Genomic DNA, 18,688 nt, shown 5'->3' on the forward strand with positions numbered 1-18,688 from the left:
GAGGATGTGCGGGCCGGGCCCGCCTGATGGGGAACACCACATGACTGATTTCGAGCCGAGCCGCGCTGACCGCGCGTGCGCGCCGCTGCGCCGCATTTCCATGTCGGCACGCCTTGGGCTGTACACCAGCACCGCCGCGATCACCGCTGCCCTGCTGCTGCCTGGCGCCGCCTACGCGCAGGATGCCGCGACGACTGCGAACGCGAACCCGACCGCCAAGGCGCAAGTCGAAGCAACGCCGACCCAAGCCGATCCGACGCCGCAGCCGACGACGCCGGCGCCCGTGACCGCCGCCGACGTTGCGCCGACCACGGACACCACGCCCGACGGCGACATCGTCGTGACGGGCATCCGCGCGGGCCTCGACTCCTCGGCCAAGATCAAGCGCCAGTCGGTGCTGATCGTCGACTCGGTCTCGGCCGAAGACGTCGGCAAGCTGCCCGACGTGTCGATCGCCGACTCGCTCGCCCGCCTTCCCGGCGTCACCGCGCAGCGTCTCGAGGGCCGCGACCAGCGCCTGTCGATCCGCGGTCTCGGCCCCGACTTTTCGACCACGCTGCTCAACGGTCGCGAGCAAGTCACCGTCGGTGACAATCGCGGCGTCGAGTACGACCAATATCCGTCGGAATTCTTCAAGACCGTCAACGTCTACAAATCGGCCGACGCGTCGCTCGTCGCCGCCGGCATCTCGGGCACGGTCGATCTGCGCATGCTGCGCCCGCTCGATCAGGCCAAGCGCGTTCTCGCGGTCAGCGCTCGCGGCCAGATGAACGGCATCAAGAACCTCAACCCCGACAGCTCGCGCTACGGCTATCGCGCGTCGGCGACGTATGTCGACAAGTTCGCCAATGACACGCTCGGCATCGCGCTCGGCGCATCGGCGACGCTCACCCCGTCGCAGGACGAGCGCTACAATGCGTGGGGCTATGCCGGTGCCGGTACCGCGGCGAGCCCGTTCGTGCTCGGCGGCGCAAAGCCCTATGTCCAGTCGAACGAACTCAAGCGCTACGGCGGCGTCGCGACGATCGAATGGCGCCCGTCGGAGGTGTTCCACTCGACTTTCGACGCGCTCTATTCGCACTTCGAGGAAACGCAGCACCTGCGCGGGATCGAATTCCCGCTCGGCTTCTCGAGCCCGACGCAAAGCGGCGTGACCGTCGCCAACGGCTTCGCCACCGCGACGACCTTTTCGGGCGTCCACGCGATCCAGCGCAACGATTATAACCAGCGCAAGGCGGAGAACTTCTCGCTCGGCTGGAACAACGACCTCAAGCTCAGCGACAAGATCCACCTCAACGTCGACGCGAGCTGGAGCCATGCGACGCGCACCGACTTCCTGCTCGAGACCTATACCGGCGTCGGCTATGGCGGCGCGGGCCCGGACGACACCGTCCGGGTTTCGCAGCAGGGCAACGGCACCTACAAGATCGTGCCGACGCTCGACTATACCAACACCAGCGTGTTCAAGCTGACCGATCCGCAGGGCTGGGGCTATAACGGCACGCAGGCCGTCGTGCAGTCGGGCTTCCTCAACCGCCCGAGCTTCAAGGACGACCTCAAGTCGCTCCGCGCGAACCTCAACGGCGAATTCGACAACAGCATCATCAAGAGCTGGGAAGCCGGCGCCAACTACAGCCGTCGCGAGAAGACCAGCGCCTACCAGTCGTTCTTCCTGTGCCCCAAGGGCGCCGGCAGCAACTGCACCGTCGCGAGCGGCACGCCGACTTCCGCGCCGATCCCGACCCAGGCGGTGATCGGCAAGATCCCGCTCGACTATCTCGGCGTCCCCGCGGTGCTCGCGCTCGATCCGCTGTATCTGTACAACAACAGCTACAACACGTTCTTCGACAACCGCCCGTCGTCGCTCGTCCGCGACAACGTCGTGACCGAGAACGTCTATACCGGCTACGCCAAGATCAACATCGACGGCGATGTCGGCGGCAAGGCGCTCAAGGGCTCGATCGGCACGCAGGTCATCCACAGCGAGCAGCGCTCGACCGGCCAGATCGCGAGCGTCGTCAACGGCGTCGTGACGATCGCCCCTGCGTCGCAAAAGTACAGCTACACCAACGTCCTGCCCTCGGCGACGATGGCGGTGGAGCTGGTCCCGCTGGGCTATGTCAAGCTTGGTGCCTCGCAGACGATGGTGCGCCCGCGCCTCGACCAGGAGCGCGTGACGCAGGACGTGGCGATCAACATCGCCAATATCGTGCCGAACAACTTCAACCCCGGGCTCAACCCGGTGTTCACCTCGTCGGGCGGCAACGTCGCGCTCCGGCCGTACAAGTCGACCAACATCGACATGTCGTTCGAGCAGTATTTCCGTGGCGGCGGCTACGTTGCGCTGTCGGGCTATTACAAGCACCTCACCGACTTCGTCGATCCGAACAACAGCTACGCGTATGACTTCTCCTCGCTGCTAGGCGCCCTGTCGCCGGCACAGCGCGCGATCGTCACCGCGAACCGGCTGGCAATCGGCAACGTCAGCGCGCCTGCCAACACCGGTCGCGGCAGCGTGATCGGCGTGGAAGGGACGATCTCGCTCCCCTTCAAGATGGTGAGCGAAGCGCTCGACGGCTTCGGCATGTTCGTCTCGGGCAACTACACCGAGTCGGAGATCAAGTTCGTCAGCAACCCAACGCAGGCGATCACCCTGCCCGGCCTGTCGAAGTGGACCGGCAGCGGCACGGTGTATTTCGAGAAGCACGGCTTCCAGGCGCGCGTGAACTATCGCTATCGCTCGTCGTTCCTCGCCGAGGTCGCGGGCCTCTCGGCCAACCCGACCTATCGCACCGCGCGATCGGAAGGCATTCTCGATGCGCAGATCGGCTATGAGTTCCAGAGCGGTCCGCTCAAGAACTTCGCGATCCTGGCGCAGGCGAAGAACCTGACCGACCGTCCGTTCGTGACGTACCAGAATGACGACCCGCGCCAGGTGATCGATTACCAGCGCTATGGCCGTGATTACTATCTGGGCATCACGTACAAGTTCTGACCGCGTGCGACGGCGGACGGCGAACCCTTTCGCCGTCCGCCGTTCCGCGAGTCTAATGTCGAAGAAGCGGGGACGCGGACCATGGCCACTCTATCCGATCCGACCGGACCGATCCGGATCGTCATCGTGGGCGGCGGCACCGCAGGCTGGATGGCGGCCGCCACGTTCGCGCGTTTCCTCGAAACCGGGTTCGAGATCGACCTGATCGAATCCGAAGAGATCGGCACCGTCGGCGTCGGCGAAGCGACGATCCCGCAGATCCGCTTGTTCAACGATGCGCTCGGGCTCGACGAAGATGCCTTCCTGCGCGCGACGCAAGGCACCTACAAGCTCGGGATCGAGTTCGTCGACTGGCTGCGGCCAGGCCATCGCTACATGCACGCGTTCGGCGCGGTCGGGCGCGATGTCGGTTTGCTGCCGTTCCACCAATATTGGCTGCGCGCGCAAAAGCTCGGGTCGGCGCGCGATCTCGCGGCCTATTCGCTCAACAACCAGGCGGCTTTGGCCGACCGGATGCAGCGCGGTTCCGCGCGCACCGCACGCGTATTGCCCGACATGCCGAGCGCGTTTCATTTCGACGCCGGCCTCTATGCGCGCCATCTGCGCCGCTACAGCGAGACGCGCGGCGTCACCCGGATCGAAGGCAAGGTGGTCCGCGTCGACCAGGACGAGCGCGGCGATATCTCGACGCTGCTGCTCGAGGACGGGACGACGCTCGGCGCCGATCTCTTCATCGATTGCACGGGGTTTCGCGGGCTGCTGATCGAGCAGACGCTCAAGACCGGTTATGACGACTGGACGCACTGGCTGCCCGCCGACCGCGCGATCGCGGTGCCGTCGGAACGCAGCACCGCGTTCACCCCGTACACCCGCTCGACCGCAAAGGCAGCGGGCTGGCAATGGCGCATTCCGCTGCAGCACCGCACTGGCAACGGCCTCGTTTATTCGTCGCAGCATTTGAGCGACGACGAGGCGACCGCAACCCTGCTCGCGGGGCTCGACGGCGAAGCGCTTGCCGATCCGCGCCCGATCCAGTTTCGCACCGGCAAGCGTCGGCAAATGTGGAACCGCAATGTCGTCGCGATCGGTCTGTCGGGCGGCTTCATGGAGCCGCTCGAATCGACGAGCATTCACATGATCCAGTCGGCGATCGCGCGGCTGATGAAGCTGTTGCCCGGACGCACCATCGCGCAAGCCGACCGCGACGAATTCAACCGCCAGAGCGATTTCGAATACGAACGCATCCGCGACTTCATCATCCTGCATTATCACGCCAACAATCGGAGCGAGCCGTTCTGGCAGATGTGCCGCGAGGCGACGCTGCCCGAAACGCTTGCCGCCAAGATCGACCTGTGGCGCGGTAACGGCCACATCACGCGCGAGCATGAGGAGCTCTTCACCGAGGTCGGCTGGCTCCAGGTGTTCGCTGGCCAGGGTGTGATGCCAGCGGGGCACCACCCGCTCGCCGACGCGATACCCGCCGCCGATCTCGCCGAATTCCTCGATACGATCGACCAGCTCAACGCCCGCGAGGTTGCCCAGATGCCAAGCCATGCCGATTTCATCGCGCGCCACTGCGCCGCGCCGACGCCGGTGGCGGCGTGAGCCTTACCGCCGCGTTGCTGCTCGCGCTCGCCGGTCCGGCGACCGCAGTCCCCGTCGAACAGGTCCGCGCGCGTCTGCCCGAGGACGAGATCATCTATTTCGTCCTGCCCGACCGGTTCGACAATGGCGACCCGGCCAACGACACAGGCGGGTTGACCGGCGACCGGCTGACGACGGGGTACGACCCGACCGCCAAGGGTTTCTATCACGGCGGCGACATCAAGGGGCTTCTCCAGCGGCTCGACTATATCCAGGCGCTCGGCGTCACCGCGATCTGGGTCGCGCCGGTGTTCAAGAACAAGCCCGTGCAGGGCGCGGCGGGGCATGAGAGCGCCGGCTATCACGGCTATTGGATCACCGACTTCACGAAGGTCGATCCGCATTTCGGCACCGACGCCGAGTTCGCGGCGTTCGTCGATGCCGCGCACGCGAAGGGCATGAAGGTCTATATGGACATCATCGCCAACCACACTGCCGACGTGATCCAGTACCGCGAATGCGTCGGCAAGAGTTGTGCGTACCGCGGCAAGGCGGATTATCCATACCAGCGCCGGCTTGGCGTCACGGGCAAACCGATCAACGCCGGTTTTGCAGGCGATGCGGTGCAAACGCCCGAGAATTTCGCCAAGCTGACCGACCCGGCCTATGCCTACACGCCGTTCGTTCCGGCAGCGGAAGCGAAGGTCAAGGTCCCGGCGTGGCTCAACGACCCGCGCTATTACCACAATCGCGGTGACTCGACCTTCGCCGGAGAATCCGCGCGCTACGGCGATTTCAGCGGGCTCGACGATCTGATGACCGAGGATCCGCGCGTGATCGCGGGGTTCATCGCGATCTATGGCGGCTGGATCGATCGCTTCGGCGTCGACGGCTTCCGCATCGACACCGCGCGCCACGTGAACCCCGAATTCTGGCAGGCGTTCATCCCGGCGATGCAAGCGCGCGCCGCCGCGCGCGGGATCCGCAATTTCCCGATCTTCGGCGAAGTCTATTCGGAAACCGTCGACCCCGGCTACACCGCGCAATTCACGCGCCGCGACGGCTATCCCGAAGTGCTCGACTTCTCGTTCCAGGCGGCCGCGCGTGCGATGCTGAGCGGCAAGGCGGGGACCGATGTCTTCGCCAAGCTGATCGACGGCGACGTGCTGTACGAAGGCGGCGACGCCACCGCGCTGCGGCTGCCGACTTTCCTCGGCAATCACGACATGGGCCGGATGGGGCACATGCTCGATCTGGCCTGGCCCAAGGCGACCGACGCAGAACGCCTCGCGCGGCTCGAACTCGCGCACGTCCTGCTGCTTTCGGCGCGCGGTGTGCCGACGATCTATTCGGGCGACGAGCAGGGCTTCACCGGCCATGGCGGCGACCAGGACGCGCGCGAGGATATGTTTGCGAGCCAGGTCGCGAGCTACAACGACAATCGCCTGATCGGCACCACCAGCACGACGGCGACCGCGCATTTCGGCACCGACAACCCGATCTTCGAGACGATCGCGCGTCTGTCGCAGATCCGGCGGACCCACGCGCAGTTGCGCCACGGTCGCACCGTCGTCCGCTTCGCGTCGGACAAGCCAGGCCTGCTCGCCTTCACGCGCGGCGATGACGACGGGCGCGAGATCCTCGTCGTCCTCAACACCTCGAACCAGCCGCTCAGCGCCAATGTCGAAGTCGGCGCGCGCTCGGCCGGCTTCGCCACGCTCGCCGGCGCCTGCCCCGCCACGGTAACCGCACCCGGCTCGGCCGCGATCACGCTCCCACCGCTCGGCTACGCCATCTGCGCCGCCACTCCTGCACGCCTCCCCAGCGAATGAGTCCTATGCCCGCCCCTGCCCAACACCCCGTTCCCGGAACTCCCGAACCCTGGTGGAAGGGCGCATCGATCTATCAGATCTACCCGCGCAGCTTCGCCGACTCGAACGGTGACGGGATCGGCGACCTCAACGGCATCACCGCGCATCTCGAATACGTCGCCGGGCTCGGGATGGACGCCGTCTGGCTGTCGCCCTTCTTCACCTCGCCGATGAAGGATTTCGGCTATGACGTGGCGAACTATCGCGACGTCGACCCGATCTTCGGGACGCTCGCCGATTTCGACACGCTGATCGCGCGCGCGCACGCGCTCGGGCTGCGCATCATCATCGACCAGGTCTATTCGCACACGTCGAACGCGCACCCCTGGTTCGAGGCAAGCCGCGCGAGCCGGTCGGGCGACAAGGCCGACTGGTACGTCTGGGCCGATGCCAAGCCCGACGGCAGCCCGCCGTCGAACTGGCAATCGGTGTTCGGCGGCCCGGCGTGGACGTGGGACGCGCGGCGGCAGCAATATTATCTGCACAATTTCCTAAAGGAACAGCCGCAGCTCAACGGGCACAATCCGGCGGTGCAGCAGGAACTGCTCGACACCGCGCGCTTCTGGCTCGATCGCGGCGTCGACGGCTTCCGGCTCGATGCGATCAATTTCGCGATGCACGATCCGGCGCTGACCGATAACCCGCCCGCGCCCGCGACCAATCGCGCGCGGACGCGGCCGTTCGATTTCCAGTTGAAGCTGCACAATCAGGGCCATTCCGACATTCCGCCGTTCCTCGAGCGGATCCGCGCGTTGCTCGACGAATATGGCGCTGGCTTCACCGTTGCCGAGATCGGCGGCGAGGATAGCGACCGCGAGATGAAGCTGTTCACCGCGGGCGGCAAGCGGCTCGACAGCGCATACAGCTTCGACTTTCTCTACGCCGATGCGCTGACGCCCGAGCTCGTCGCGGACTCGCTCGCGCGCTGGCCCAACGATCCGACGATCGGCTGGCCAAGCTGGGCGTTCGAGAATCACGACGCACCGCGCGCGGTGACGCGCTGGACGCGCCCCGATCATGCGCGCGCCTTCGCGCGGATGAAGCTGCTGCTGCTCGCGTGCCTGCGCGGCAACATTTTCCTCTATCAGGGCGAGGAGCTGGGGCTGACGCAAGTCGAAATCGCGTTCGAGGATCTGCTCGATCCCGAGGCGATCGCCAATTGGCCGATGACGCTGTCGCGCGACGGCGCACGGACGCCGATGCCGTGGACCGGTGCCGCGCCCGATCTCGGTTTCGGAAGCGCAACGCCGTGGCTGCCCTTCGGCGGCGACCATGCGGCGCTCGCGGTCGATGTGCAGGATGCAAATCCGGAGTCGCAGCTCAACTGGACGCGCCGCGTGATCGCAGCGCGCAACGCACATCCGGCATTGCGTTCGGGCGACCTTCGGATGCGCCACAATGACGCCGCCGTGCTCGCGTTCGAGCGCGAAGAGAATGGCGAGCCGCTGCTGTGCCTGTTCAACATGAGCGACGCCGCGCAGGCTTGGCCGGAGGGCATCGAACCGACGAGTAGGATCCTGCTCGCTACAGGCGAATTGGAGACGGGCACCCTCCCCGCATTCGCCGGCTTGGTGCTGCGCGGGTGAGCGATTCCGCCAAGGACCTCGCCCGCGACGGCGCGATCGTGATCCTTGGCGGCGGAACCGCAGGCTGGATCGCGGCATGCCTGATCGCGCAGCGCTGGCCGAGCGCGCGCGTGACGCTCGTCGAAAGCCCCGAGATCGGCATCGTCGGCGTCGGCGAAGGCTCGACCCCGCAGCTCAAAGGCTTTTTCGACCGGCTCGGCATCGCCGAGGCCGAGTGGATGCCGGCGTGCGATGCAACCTACAAGCTCGGCATCGGCTTTGCGGGCTGGTCCGACCGGCCTGGATTCGAGCGCTACTTCCACCCCTTCCCCACCGCGCTCGACAGCCACACCGCGGGCGCGTTCTTCTACAACACGCGCGCGCGGCGGACGGGCCGCGACGTCGCGGCGCATCCCGACCAATTCCTGCTTCCGGCGCGACTTGCCGCAGCCGGATGCGCGCCGCAGCCCGACGAGAGCTTTCCGTTCGAGGTGAGCTACGGCTATCATTTCGACGCCTACAAGGTCGGCGCGTTCCTCGGCCGGCATGCGGTGACCAAACTCGGCGTCACTCACCTCCAGCGTCGCGTCGAAAGCGTCGAACGGCGCGCCGATGGCGGCATCGCGGCGTTGCTGTGCGACGACGGCGCGCGGATCGCGGGCGATCTCTTCCTCGACAGCAGCGGCTTTCGCAGCCTGCTGTTCGAGGGCACGCTCAGTGTGCCGTTCGTCCGTTATGGCGACTCGCTGTTCAACGATTCGGCGGTGGTCATGCCGACCCCGCGCGATCCTGCGGCACCGCTGGCGAGCCAGACGCGCGCCACGGCGCTGTCGGCGGGCTGGGTGTGGAACATCCCGCTGACCAGCCGGACCGGCAACGGCTATGTCTATTCCAGCCGCCATATCAGCCGCGACCAGGCCGAGGCCGAGCTGCGCGCGCACTTGAAGGTCGGCGACGAAGGCACCGCGCGCCACCTGTCGATGCGCGTCGGGCGCGTCGCCGAAAGCTGGTCGCACAATGCGCTCGCGGTCGGGCTGGCGCAGGGGTTCCTCGAACCGCTCGAGGCGACCGCACTCCACATCGTCATCGCCACGGTCGAGGCGTTCCTCGACGCCGTCGATGCCGACGGGTTCACCGAGAAGGCCCGCGCCCCCTTCAACGCCCGCATCGCCGCGCGCTACGACGGCGTGCGCGACTATATCGTCGCGCATTACCGGCTCAACCAGCGTCACGCCGACCCGCACCGCTATTGGGCGGCGGCGCGCGCGGTCGAGCCGTCCGACACGCTCAAGCACGTCATGTCGGCCTGGTTCACCGGCGCCGACCTCACCGCGACGATCGACCAGCTCGACATAACGCGCTATTACAATGCGATAAGCTGGCATTGTCTGCTCGCTGGATACGGCACCTTCCCGGACGACGCGCGGCTCGTGCCGCCCGGCCCCGATATCGAGCGGATCGACATGGTCAGGATCGAAGACTTCCTGCGCCGCTGCGCGCACAATTTCCGCCCGCATACCGATCACCTCCCCCGGTAATCTCTTGAAAGACCTGACATGAAACGCCTCCCCCTCGCGTTGCTGCTCGCTACCGTCGCGCTGCCGCTCACCACGGTCGCCGCGCACGCGCAGAGCGCTGCCCCCGCCCCGACGCTCACCGCGGCCAAGGACGGCGTCGAAGTGACCGCCGGCGCGCTCAAGATGAAGCTGATCGCGCTTAGCGACGATCTCGTTCGCGTCCGCATCGCGCGCGGCGGCGTCTATCCCGAGGACGCCAGCTGGGCGGTCCTCCCCGCGCAGCGCGCAACGCGCGCGACGGTGACCCCGACTGCGGACGGCTTCACCACCGCGAAGCTCCGTGTCCGCATCGGTGCGGGTGGCGCAGTGACGTTCGAGACGCTCGACGGCAAGATCATCTCGGCCGATGCCGCGCCCGCGAGCGTCGACGGCAAGACCTTCACGCTGACCAAGACGCTGCCGATCGGCGAGCATTTCTACGGTCTCGGCGACAAGACCGGCGGGCTCGACCGACGCGGCAAGGCGTTCGTCGACTGGAATACCGACGCGTTCGGCTTTTCGAGCTCGGACGACCCGATCTACAAGTCGATCCCCTTCTTCGCCTCGACCGGGGCGGCAGGCGGCAGCTACGGGATCCTGCTCGACAACACCTATCGCACCTGGTTCGACTTCGGCCACAAGGATGCCGAGACGCTCGCGTTCGGCGGCCCCGACGGCCCGATCGACTATTATTTCATCGCCGGCCCCAGCCTCGGCGACGTGACGCGCCGCTATGCCGGGCTGACCGGCCGCGCGCCGCTCGCGCCGAAATGGGCGCTCGGCTATCAGCAGTCGCGCTACAGCTACATGTCGGCCGACGAAGTCCGCGAGATCGCACGCCACCTGCGCGCCGACCGCGTGCCTACCGACGTGATTTGGCTCGACATCGACTATCAGGACCGCAACCGGCCCTTCACTACCAACCCCAAGACCTTCCCCGACATGGCGAAGCTCGTCGCCGACATGAAGGCGCAAGGGATCAAGCTCGTTGCGATCACCGACTTGCACATCGCCAAGGTCGATACCGGTTACGCGCCCTACACCAGCGGCAAGCGCGGCGACGAATTCGTCAAGAACCCCGACGGCAGCGACTATGTCGCGCCGGTTTGGCCCGGCCCGTCGGTCTTCCCCGATTTCACCCAGGCCAAGTCGCGCGCGTGGTGGGGCACGCTCTACAAGGGCTTCCTCGATGACGGCGTTGCCGGCTTCTGGAACGACATGAACGAGCCCGCGATCTTCAACACCGCGACGAAGACGATGCCGCTCGACACGCAACACCGCATCGCCAGCGACGATTTCGCGGGCCGCACCGGCGACCACCGTGAGATCCACAACGTCTACGGCATGCAGAACACGCGCGCGACCTATGACGGCCTGCTCGCGCTCCGCCCCAACGAGCGGCCGTTCGTGATGACGCGCGCGAGCTATGCCGGTGGCCAGCGCTATGCCGTGACCTGGACCGGCGACAACAGCGCGACCTGGGACCATCTGAAGCTTTCGGTCCACCAGATCCTCAACCTCGGCCTGTCGGGCTTCGCCTATAGCGCCGCCGACGTCAGCGGCTTTGCGGGCGGGCCGAGCCCCGATCTGCTGACGCGCTGGTTCGAGATCGGCGCGTTCACGCCGGTGTTCCGCGATCACTCGGCGACCGGTACGCCGCGCGTCGAGCCGTGGGTCGACGGCCCCGATCATCTCGCGATTCGCCGCCGCTTCGTCGAGGAGCGCTATCGCCTGATGCCCTATTTCTACGCGCTGGCCGACCAGAACAGCCGGCTCGGCGATCCGATCATGCGCCCGGTGTTCTACGATTATCCGAGCGCCGCGAGCATGGGCTGCGATCAGTCGATGGCGTTCACGCTCGGCAAGGCGCTGCTGATCGCGCCACCGCCGAGCCCCGAATCGCCGCAGCGCTACGACGTCTGCCTGCCTGCGGGCGGCTGGTACGATTACTGGACCGGCCAGCGCGCCGGGAGCCCCGAGCCAACCTCCGCCGGCCCGATCCAGTCGGCGACCCAGGCCGTCCCGACCGAACACGCCAAGGGCGACCGCGTGAGCGAAACCCCGCGGCTCGATCGCCTGCCGGTGTTCGTCCGCGCCGGCACGATCCTGCCGCGCCAGCCGCTCGTCCAGAGCACCGCGCAGACGCCGTCGGGGCCGCTGATGCTCGACATCTATCCGGGCGAGGACTGTGTCGGAACGCTCTACGAGGATGACGGCACGACGCTCGCCTACCAGCGCCGTGGCTATTTGCGGCAGACGGTCCGCTGCAGCGTAACCGCGAACGGGCTCACGATCGCGTTCGACGCGCGCGAGGGCAGCTTTGCGCCGTGGTGGAAGCAGATCGCCGTCACCGTGCATGGCTGGACCGGTGCCGCCACCGTGGCGCAGGACCGCAAGGCGATCACCGCGCAGCCAGACAGCGCGGCCGGCACGCTGAGCTTCACCGTCGCCGCGCCAATCCGGGCAACGCAGATCACGCTGGCGCGCTGACCGGGCGCGCCCGGCGGCTATCCCGGGCGCGACAGCGCACCACGGGGCCTTGCGCTTTGCCCTCTGTGGTCTGACTATAAGCGCAAGAGGATCACGTTGACACTGCGTCGGCGGCCTTGTGTCACAGACTCCTGGAGGGGACCTCGATGCCTCGGACTTTCGCTCTTGTGGCGCTTGCGCTCGGCTTTGCCGCACCCACCATGGCAGCCGCCGCCGGCGCCGATCGCGCGCCTTTCGGAACGCTCGCCGATGGCAGCCCGGTCGAAGTGGTTACACTGACCAATAGCCACGGCATGCGTGCGCGGATCCTGAGCTACGGCGCGATCCTCCAGGGCGTCGACGTTCCCGACCGCGACGGCAAGATCGCCGACGTGACGCTCGGCTATGCCGACATGCGCGGCTATCTCACCGCGCCCAATTATTTCGGCGCGACCGTCGGGCGCTATGCCAACCGGATCAAGGGCGGTCGCTTCACGCTCGACGGCAAGGGCTATACGCTCTCGCTCAATAACAAGACCAACGCGCTGCATGGCGGCGTCAAGGGGTTCGACAAGCGTCCGTGGCGGATCGTCGACGTGGCCGGCGGTGCCACGCCACACGTGACGCTCGCATACACCAGCGCAGACGGCGAGGAAGGCTATCCCGGCGAACTCCAGGTCACTGCGACCTATTCGCTCAACGACTCCAACGAACTCACGATCGAGTATCGCGCGACGACGACCAAGCCGACGGTCGTCAACATCACCAATCACAGCTTCTTCAATCTCGGCGGCGAGGCGGCGCAGCGGTCGATCTACGACGCGGTGTTGACGATCCCGGCCGATACGACGACGCCGGTCGATGCCACTCTGATCCCGACCGGCAGCTTCCGCCCGGTCGCGGGAACGCCGTTCGACTTCCGCACGCCGACCGTGATCGGCACGCGGATCCGCGATGCGAGCGATCCGCAGATCGTCTTTGGTCAGGGCTATGACGAGAATTACGTCCTCGCGCGCACGCTCAGCGCGACGCCGCGGCTTGCGGCGCGCGTCTCCGATCCGGTGAGCGGGCGGACGATGGAAATCCTGTCGAACCAGCCGGGCGTGCAACTTTACACCGGGAACTTCCTCGATGGCACCGCGGTCGGCAAATCGGGCCATGCCTATCGCCAGGGCGACGGGATCGCGCTCGAACCGCAGATATTCCCCGACACCCCCAACCAGCCGGCGCTCGGATCGGCGCGGCTCGATCCGGGCCAGACCTATCGCAACGTGATCGTCTATCGCTTCTCGGTCGCCGCCCGCTAGCGCCAACGATCGCCCTGGTCAGTCTGCTCGCGCTATCCGGGAGGCGCGCGTGAGCAGCCAGGCGGCGAGCGCGCCATAGACCAGCGCCTCCACCGCGAGCGCGATCGCGTCACCCGCCACGTCGTTCAACCCCGCCCCCATCTGGTTGAGCGGCACGAAGATATGGACCGCGAGCGTCGAGGGCGCGAGATGCGCGAGCGCGGCGAGCCAGGACGGCATTTGCTCGAGCGGCCATGCCGATCCGGTGAGGAAGAACAGCGGAACCGAGGTCGGCACGAGCACCGCCATCGCGCGCTCGGAGCGATCGAACAGCCCGCCGAGGAACAGCCCGAGCGCCGCCACCGCTGCGGCAAAGCACGGCACCGTCACCAGCAAGGCCGGGATGTTGCCGCCACGCGGAACGTCCTGCAGCCAGAAGATGAAGCCGAAATAGAAGAACGCCGCGAACACGCCGAGCAGCGTCATCGCCGCCCATGCCCCCAAGAACGCAGCACGCCGCATCGGCGGATCGCCGCGCTCGCGTCGCCCGGCGACGAAGGTGGCGACGCCGAACAGCAAGGTCTGCTGGAGGATCACACTCGCGACCGCGGGAAAGACATAGTCCTTGTAGCCTGCGCCGGTGTTGAACAGCGGCTCCTGGATGACGCGGACCGGGGTGCGCAGCCCGAGGGCGCGCGCCGCGCTCCCCAGCCGGTTCTCCGCCGCGCCCGCGATCGCCGCGCTGACCCCCTCGCCGATCGCGCTCGCGCGCAACAGATATGCGGCCTTCACCCATACACCGACACCGCCGCCCGGCGCGCCGGTCAGCAGCGAGCGCGTCACCCCGCGCGACAGCAGGATGATCCCGTCGGCCTCGCCCGCGCGCATCCGCGCGGTCGCGCTTGGCATGTCGGCGACCGAGGCGACGATCCGCACTTCGCGCGTCGCCGCCAGATTGCGCAGCACCTCGCGCGTCAGCCCACTATCCTCCTGGTCGACCACCAGCACGGGCACGCTTTGCGTCGCTTCGTGCGCATACGGCGCGGGATAGTAAAAAGCATAGAGCACGACCGCGAGCAGCATCGTGCTGGCGAGCGTGCGCGACGTCAGCACCGTCCGCCACGTCTCCTCGAAGGCTTCGCGAAAGCTCATGCCGCGCTCCGGGCGCTGCGCGCGATCAGCAGCACCGCGCCGCCGCCCGCAATCGCGACATATGCGAGCAGCGCGAGGATCGGCCCGACCGCCGATGCCGCCGCATCCCCGACGAACTGCCCCATCTGCAGCGCGAGGTAATGCGTCAACGGCAGGATCGCACTGACGATCCGCGCAAAGCCGCTGCCGCCATCGAGCGGCAAGGTCGCTCCCGAAAAGGCGAGCGCCGACCCGGCATAGACCGCGCTCGCCGAGAGCCCGGTCGAGGTCTCACGCGTCACCGCGACGAGCAGTGCCGAGATGCACGCGGTGCCGAGATAGAAAAGCGACTGCCCTGCGACGATCAGCGCGATGCTCCCCTCGACCCGCCACCCGCGCGCGAGCGTCAGGTAGAGCAACCAGGCAACACCCCACAGGCTCATCGCCGCGACATAGGGCAGCATCTTGCCGAACACCGCGCCCGCGACACCACCGCTCGCGCGGGCCCAAGCGGAGAGCGATTTGTCGCGGAGTTCGCGGCCGAGCGCCATCACCGTCACGCAGGCGGTCAGCAGGTGGAGCACCGCCGGATTGATCAGCGAGAGCAAATACCATTCGAAACTCGTCGCGGCGTTGTACAGCGCGGTCACTTGCACCGTGAGCGGCGTCACGCGAAGCGGTGGCAGTCCGTGGGCGCTCAACTGCGCGGCGACGAGCTCTGTGCTCGCCGCGGTCACCGCGCTCGATATCCCGCGCACCGCCTGCGTGCCGGTCGAGAGGAAGCTCGCTTGATAGCGGATATGGATCGCCGGCACTGTACCGCGCGCCACCCCCCGCCCGACGCCACGCGGGATCTCGACGATCGCCCAGGCCTGCTCGCGCCGCACCAGCGTCATCGCATCGGGCAAATCCGCCCCGACCGAGACGATCCGCACCGCCGGCGACGCATCGACCGCACGCACGATCGCGCGGCTCGCGCTGGTCGCGTCATGATCGACGACCGCGATCGGCAGATCGCGCGCCACGCCTCCGAACAGCATAGCCCCCATCGCGAAGAGCAAGGCGGCGGGCATCAGCGTCAGCATCGCGAGATCCCAGCGACAGCCGCGCAAATGCGCGAGTTCCGCCGACAGCGCGCGCGCGAACGCGCTCATTGCGGCCAGTCGAACAATACGCTCATGCCCGGCCGCAGCTTGGCGAGCGTACCGACCGGGCGCATCCGCACCTCGAACGAGCGCACGTCATAGCCCGAGGATTGCCGCGTCGCGCGCCACGTCGCAAAATCCGCGCGCGGCGCGATGCTATAGATACGGAAGCTCGCGGTCGTGCCGAGCGCTGGAACCTTGCCGCTCAGCACCTTGCCCATCGCGATGCCGCGATACTGGTCCTCGCGCACCGTCATCGACACCCACGGATGCGCGACGTCGATCACTTGATAGGCTGGGACGATCGGGCTGACGACCTCACCCGGCTGGACGAGCTTGCGCGATACTTCGCCCGCGATCGGCGAGACCAACCGCGTCTCGCCGCCAAGCGCGGTCGCTGTAGTGAGCGCGGCGCGCGCGATATCGACCTGCGCCGCCGCCACCGCCTTGTTCTGCGGCCGCGCGCCCGCCAACGCCTTGAGATATTGCTGGCGCGCCGCCTCGGCCTGGCGTGCACTGCTGTCGCGCGCGGCGACGGCTTCGTCGCGCCGCTGCGCCGCGATCACGCCCTCGGCATAGAGCGTCTCGGACCGGCGGCTGGTGACTTGCGCCAAATTGGCGACCGATTGCGCCGCCAACCAGACCGCCTTGACGCTCGCGACATCCTCGGCGCGTGCACCCTGCTCGGTTTCGGACTGGACTGCCTGCGCACTTTGCAAAGCGCCCTTGGCCTGCGCTTGTCCGCCCGCGATCTCGGGGCTCGACAGTTGCGCGAGCACTTGCCCGGCACGGACGTGCGCGCCCTCGTCGACGAATAGCCGATCGACACGCGCAAGCGCCTTGGTCGCAACGTTGACCTCGTCGGCATCGACCATCCCCTGCAACTGCTCGGGCGCGGGCCGACTGGCGAGCCACAGCCCGATCGCGAGCAGGATCGCGACGACGACCAGCGCGGCGTAGAACAGCGGCTTGAGATTGCGTTTACGGCGCGCAGTGTCGGTCATGGCGTCACGGCCCCCAGGCGGTGGTCGGCGCGCGCGAGATAGCCGCCGAAACTGTCGAGCTGATGGCTGGCGACAAGCAGCCCCGCCAGCGCGAGATCATATTCATACGCCGCGGCAATCCGTTGCGTGCGGACCGTCGCGATCGCCGCCTGCGCATCGATCACCGCCGCCGAGGTCGCCTCGCCCTCGCGGAACGAGAGTTCTTGCACGCGCAGATTCTCCTCCGCCGCGGCAACGCTGCTGTCGAGCGAGAGGAAGGTGCGTCGCGCGGTTTCGGTCAGGTCATAGGCGCGGATCGTCTGCGTCGCGATCGTCTTGCGGATTTCGGCCGCGCCGTCGGCGGCCGCGCGCTCGCGTTCGTGCGCCGCATCGAGCGTACGGCGCCGGTCGACGTTCGACAGCAAGGTCATCCGCACCGCGACCCCCGCGATCCAGTCGGGCTCGGTCGGCAGCGCATCGTTGCGGTTGAGATTATACTCACCGAACGCGAACGCCTGCGGGCGATAGCGCGAGCGCGCCAGATCGACCCCGGCCGCGGCGACCGCGCGCGCCGCGTCGGCACCGCGCGCCTGTGGATGGTCGGTCGCGGCGAGGAATTCGGCCTTGGGCGGCAGCGGCTGGGCGTTGACGAAGAGCGCCGTGGTCGGCTGCACCCCACCCTCGGCGTCAAGCAGCCGCGCGAGCGTATCGCGCGCGGTCGCCGCCTCGAGATCGGCGCGCAGATAGGCGCGGTCGGCGGCATCGCGCGCGACTTGGACCTCGAGCACGCGGGCGTGCGACAACACGCCTTGCTGCTCGAGCTTGCGCGCGTCGGAAAGATGCCGGTCGAAGCCGTCGCGCGTCGCGCGCGTCGAGGCAGCGAGCTGTTCGGCGACTTGCTGGCCGAAATAGGTCCGCACCAGGTTGAGCTGCGACAGATCGCGCCCCTGCGCCTGCGTCGCCTCGGCGATCGCGACGCCGGCCTGCGCGCCACGCTGGATCGCGGGGATCGCACCGCCGGTGTAGAGCGGCAGCGCGGCGGTCACCGTCGGGCGAAACGCCGTATCGCGCGTCTGGAAGCGCAGCGAGTCGGGGATTGCCGACACTAACCCGGGCAGCGCCGCGCCGACGCGTTGCGTCACCTGGCTGACGATTTCCTGAAAGCCCGGCGGGAATTGCCCGGGCAAGCCGGCGAGAAAGTCGGTGGTCGCTCCGGTCAGGTCGCTCTTGCTCCCCGACAGGTCGATCGCAAGCGTCTTCTGATATTCAACAAAGCTCGCCGAGGCGGAGACAACGGGCCGCCGCAATGCCTTCAGCGCGTCTGCCGTGGCCTGTGCCGCCCGCACCTCGTGATCCGCAGCACTGAGCGCGCGCGAGCCCTTGCCCAGCGCCTGCGATGCCGCCTCGAAGCTCATCGCCACCGGCGGCGCGACATCCTGCGCCGCAGCGGGCAGCGCAAGAAGAAGACTCACGCCTGCCGCACCAAAGGAAAGCAAATGGGCCATGTCGCCGCCATGCCTCGACTACGGTCCCCGGCGCAAGTCGAAGCGCGCAGAGGCGGGCGCCCTCAGTACGGATTGCCATTGCGTCCGAGGACGCTTGTCTCGGACGTGCACCGATCAAACCTTATGGTAGCTGACGGTAAGCCAGCCAAAGTCACGCCAGTTCGAGCGTCCGGTCCGTCAACCGCGCGAACGCGACATCGTCGAGCGGCTCGCGGAATTGGCAACCCGCCTGATATTCGTCGGCCCAGATGATCGTTGCGATGATTTGGCCGATCTTGGGCAACGTCAGCCAGATCATCGCCCCCTTGGTCATCGGCGAATAGGTGTGGATCTTGGCGCCGTGCAGCGAGACGTCGGTCACCTTGCACAAGGCGCGATCGAGACCGCCGCGGCCCATCTTGGCATCGAGCGAGATCGGCGAACGCGGACTGCGACGGCGATCGGGTCTGACGGCGGGTTCGAATTCGGCGGCGATCATCGGCGGTTCCTTCCCGCGCCATTCGCGGGAGACGAAAGCCTATGCCGGTATCGTTAAGGCGCGGTTAGCGATGCTGCCCCGCGGCGATTTTCCGTGGCCCCAAAACAGAACCGGCCCGCT

12 protein-coding genes are annotated in these 18,688 nt (G+C 67.3%); 7 read left to right on the forward strand and 5 right to left on the reverse strand.

Translation table 11 applies throughout. The features are described from left to right. The first annotated feature begins 40 nt into the window (after window positions 1–40). From E2E30_RS06875 to E2E30_RS06905, 7 genes are all read left to right on the forward strand, one after another. Complete coding sequence (locus tag E2E30_RS06875; protein ID WP_206365654.1) at window positions 41–2,995, forward strand: TonB-dependent receptor; 2,955 nt, start codon at window positions 41–43, stop codon at window positions 2,993–2,995. 81 nt (window positions 2,996–3,076) lie between these two features. Continuing rightward, the gene (locus E2E30_RS06880) at window positions 3,077–4,600 is read left to right on the forward strand and encodes a tryptophan halogenase family protein (RefSeq protein WP_133188465.1); all 1,524 of its coding nucleotides are present in this window, start codon (window positions 3,077–3,079) and stop codon (window positions 4,598–4,600) included. Next, entirely contained in the window at window positions 4,597–6,411 is a 1,815-nt protein-coding gene (locus tag E2E30_RS06885) for an alpha-amylase family glycosyl hydrolase (RefSeq protein WP_133188467.1), read from the forward strand. Before E2E30_RS06880 ends, E2E30_RS06885 begins: the two co-directional genes overlap by 4 nt. Window positions 6,412–6,416: 5 nt before the next feature. Next, window positions 6,417–8,036: an alpha-amylase family glycosyl hydrolase gene (locus E2E30_RS06890; RefSeq protein WP_133188469.1), complete on the forward strand. Its 1,620-nt coding sequence runs from the start codon at window positions 6,417–6,419 to the stop codon at window positions 8,034–8,036. Beyond that, window positions 8,033–9,553, forward strand: a complete 1,521-nt coding sequence (locus tag E2E30_RS06895) for a tryptophan halogenase family protein (protein ID WP_133188471.1) — start codon at window positions 8,033–8,035, stop codon at window positions 9,551–9,553. Before E2E30_RS06890 ends, E2E30_RS06895 begins: the two co-directional genes overlap by 4 nt. A gap of 18 nt (window positions 9,554–9,571) precedes the next feature. Further along, window positions 9,572–12,061, forward strand: coding sequence for a TIM-barrel domain-containing protein (locus tag E2E30_RS06900; protein WP_133188473.1), 2,490 nt, complete (start codon window positions 9,572–9,574; stop codon window positions 12,059–12,061). A 146-nt stretch (window positions 12,062–12,207) separates the two neighbouring features. After that, entirely contained in the window at window positions 12,208–13,347 is a 1,140-nt protein-coding gene (locus tag E2E30_RS06905) for an aldose epimerase family protein (RefSeq protein WP_133188475.1), read from the forward strand. 18 nt (window positions 13,348–13,365) lie between these two features. Here E2E30_RS06905 and E2E30_RS06910 read toward each other — a convergent pair whose 3' ends face one another. From E2E30_RS06910 to E2E30_RS06930, 5 genes are all read right to left on the reverse strand, one after another. Then, complete coding sequence (locus tag E2E30_RS06910) at window positions 13,366–14,478, reverse strand: ABC transporter permease (RefSeq protein ID WP_133188477.1); 1,113 nt, start codon at window positions 14,476–14,478, stop codon at window positions 13,366–13,368. After that, a complete protein-coding gene (locus E2E30_RS06915) occupies window positions 14,475–15,611 on the reverse strand; it encodes an ABC transporter permease (RefSeq protein WP_133188479.1) in 1,137 nt (378 codons plus the stop codon). Before E2E30_RS06915 ends, E2E30_RS06910 begins: the two co-directional genes overlap by 4 nt. Continuing rightward, the gene (locus E2E30_RS06920; RefSeq protein WP_133188481.1) at window positions 15,608–16,606 is read right to left on the reverse strand and encodes an HlyD family secretion protein; all 999 of its coding nucleotides are present in this window, start codon (window positions 16,604–16,606) and stop codon (window positions 15,608–15,610) included. Before E2E30_RS06920 ends, E2E30_RS06915 begins: the two co-directional genes overlap by 4 nt. Then, window positions 16,603–18,090 carry a TolC family protein gene (locus E2E30_RS06925; RefSeq protein ID WP_133188483.1) on the reverse strand — a complete coding sequence of 496 codons (1,488 nt, stop codon included), beginning with the start codon at window positions 18,088–18,090 and terminating at the stop codon, window positions 16,603–16,605. The genes E2E30_RS06920 and E2E30_RS06925 overlap by 4 nt, the downstream gene beginning before the upstream one ends. Before the next feature lie 151 nt (window positions 18,091–18,241). Continuing rightward, entirely contained in the window at window positions 18,242–18,568 is a 327-nt protein-coding gene (locus tag E2E30_RS06930) for a PilZ domain-containing protein (RefSeq protein ID WP_133188485.1), read from the reverse strand. Window positions 18,569–18,688: the final 120 nt, after the last annotated feature.

The organism is Sphingomonas sp. AAP5 (assembly GCF_004354345.1).
Lineage (GTDB): Bacteria > Pseudomonadota > Alphaproteobacteria > Sphingomonadales > Sphingomonadaceae > Sphingomonas > Sphingomonas glacialis.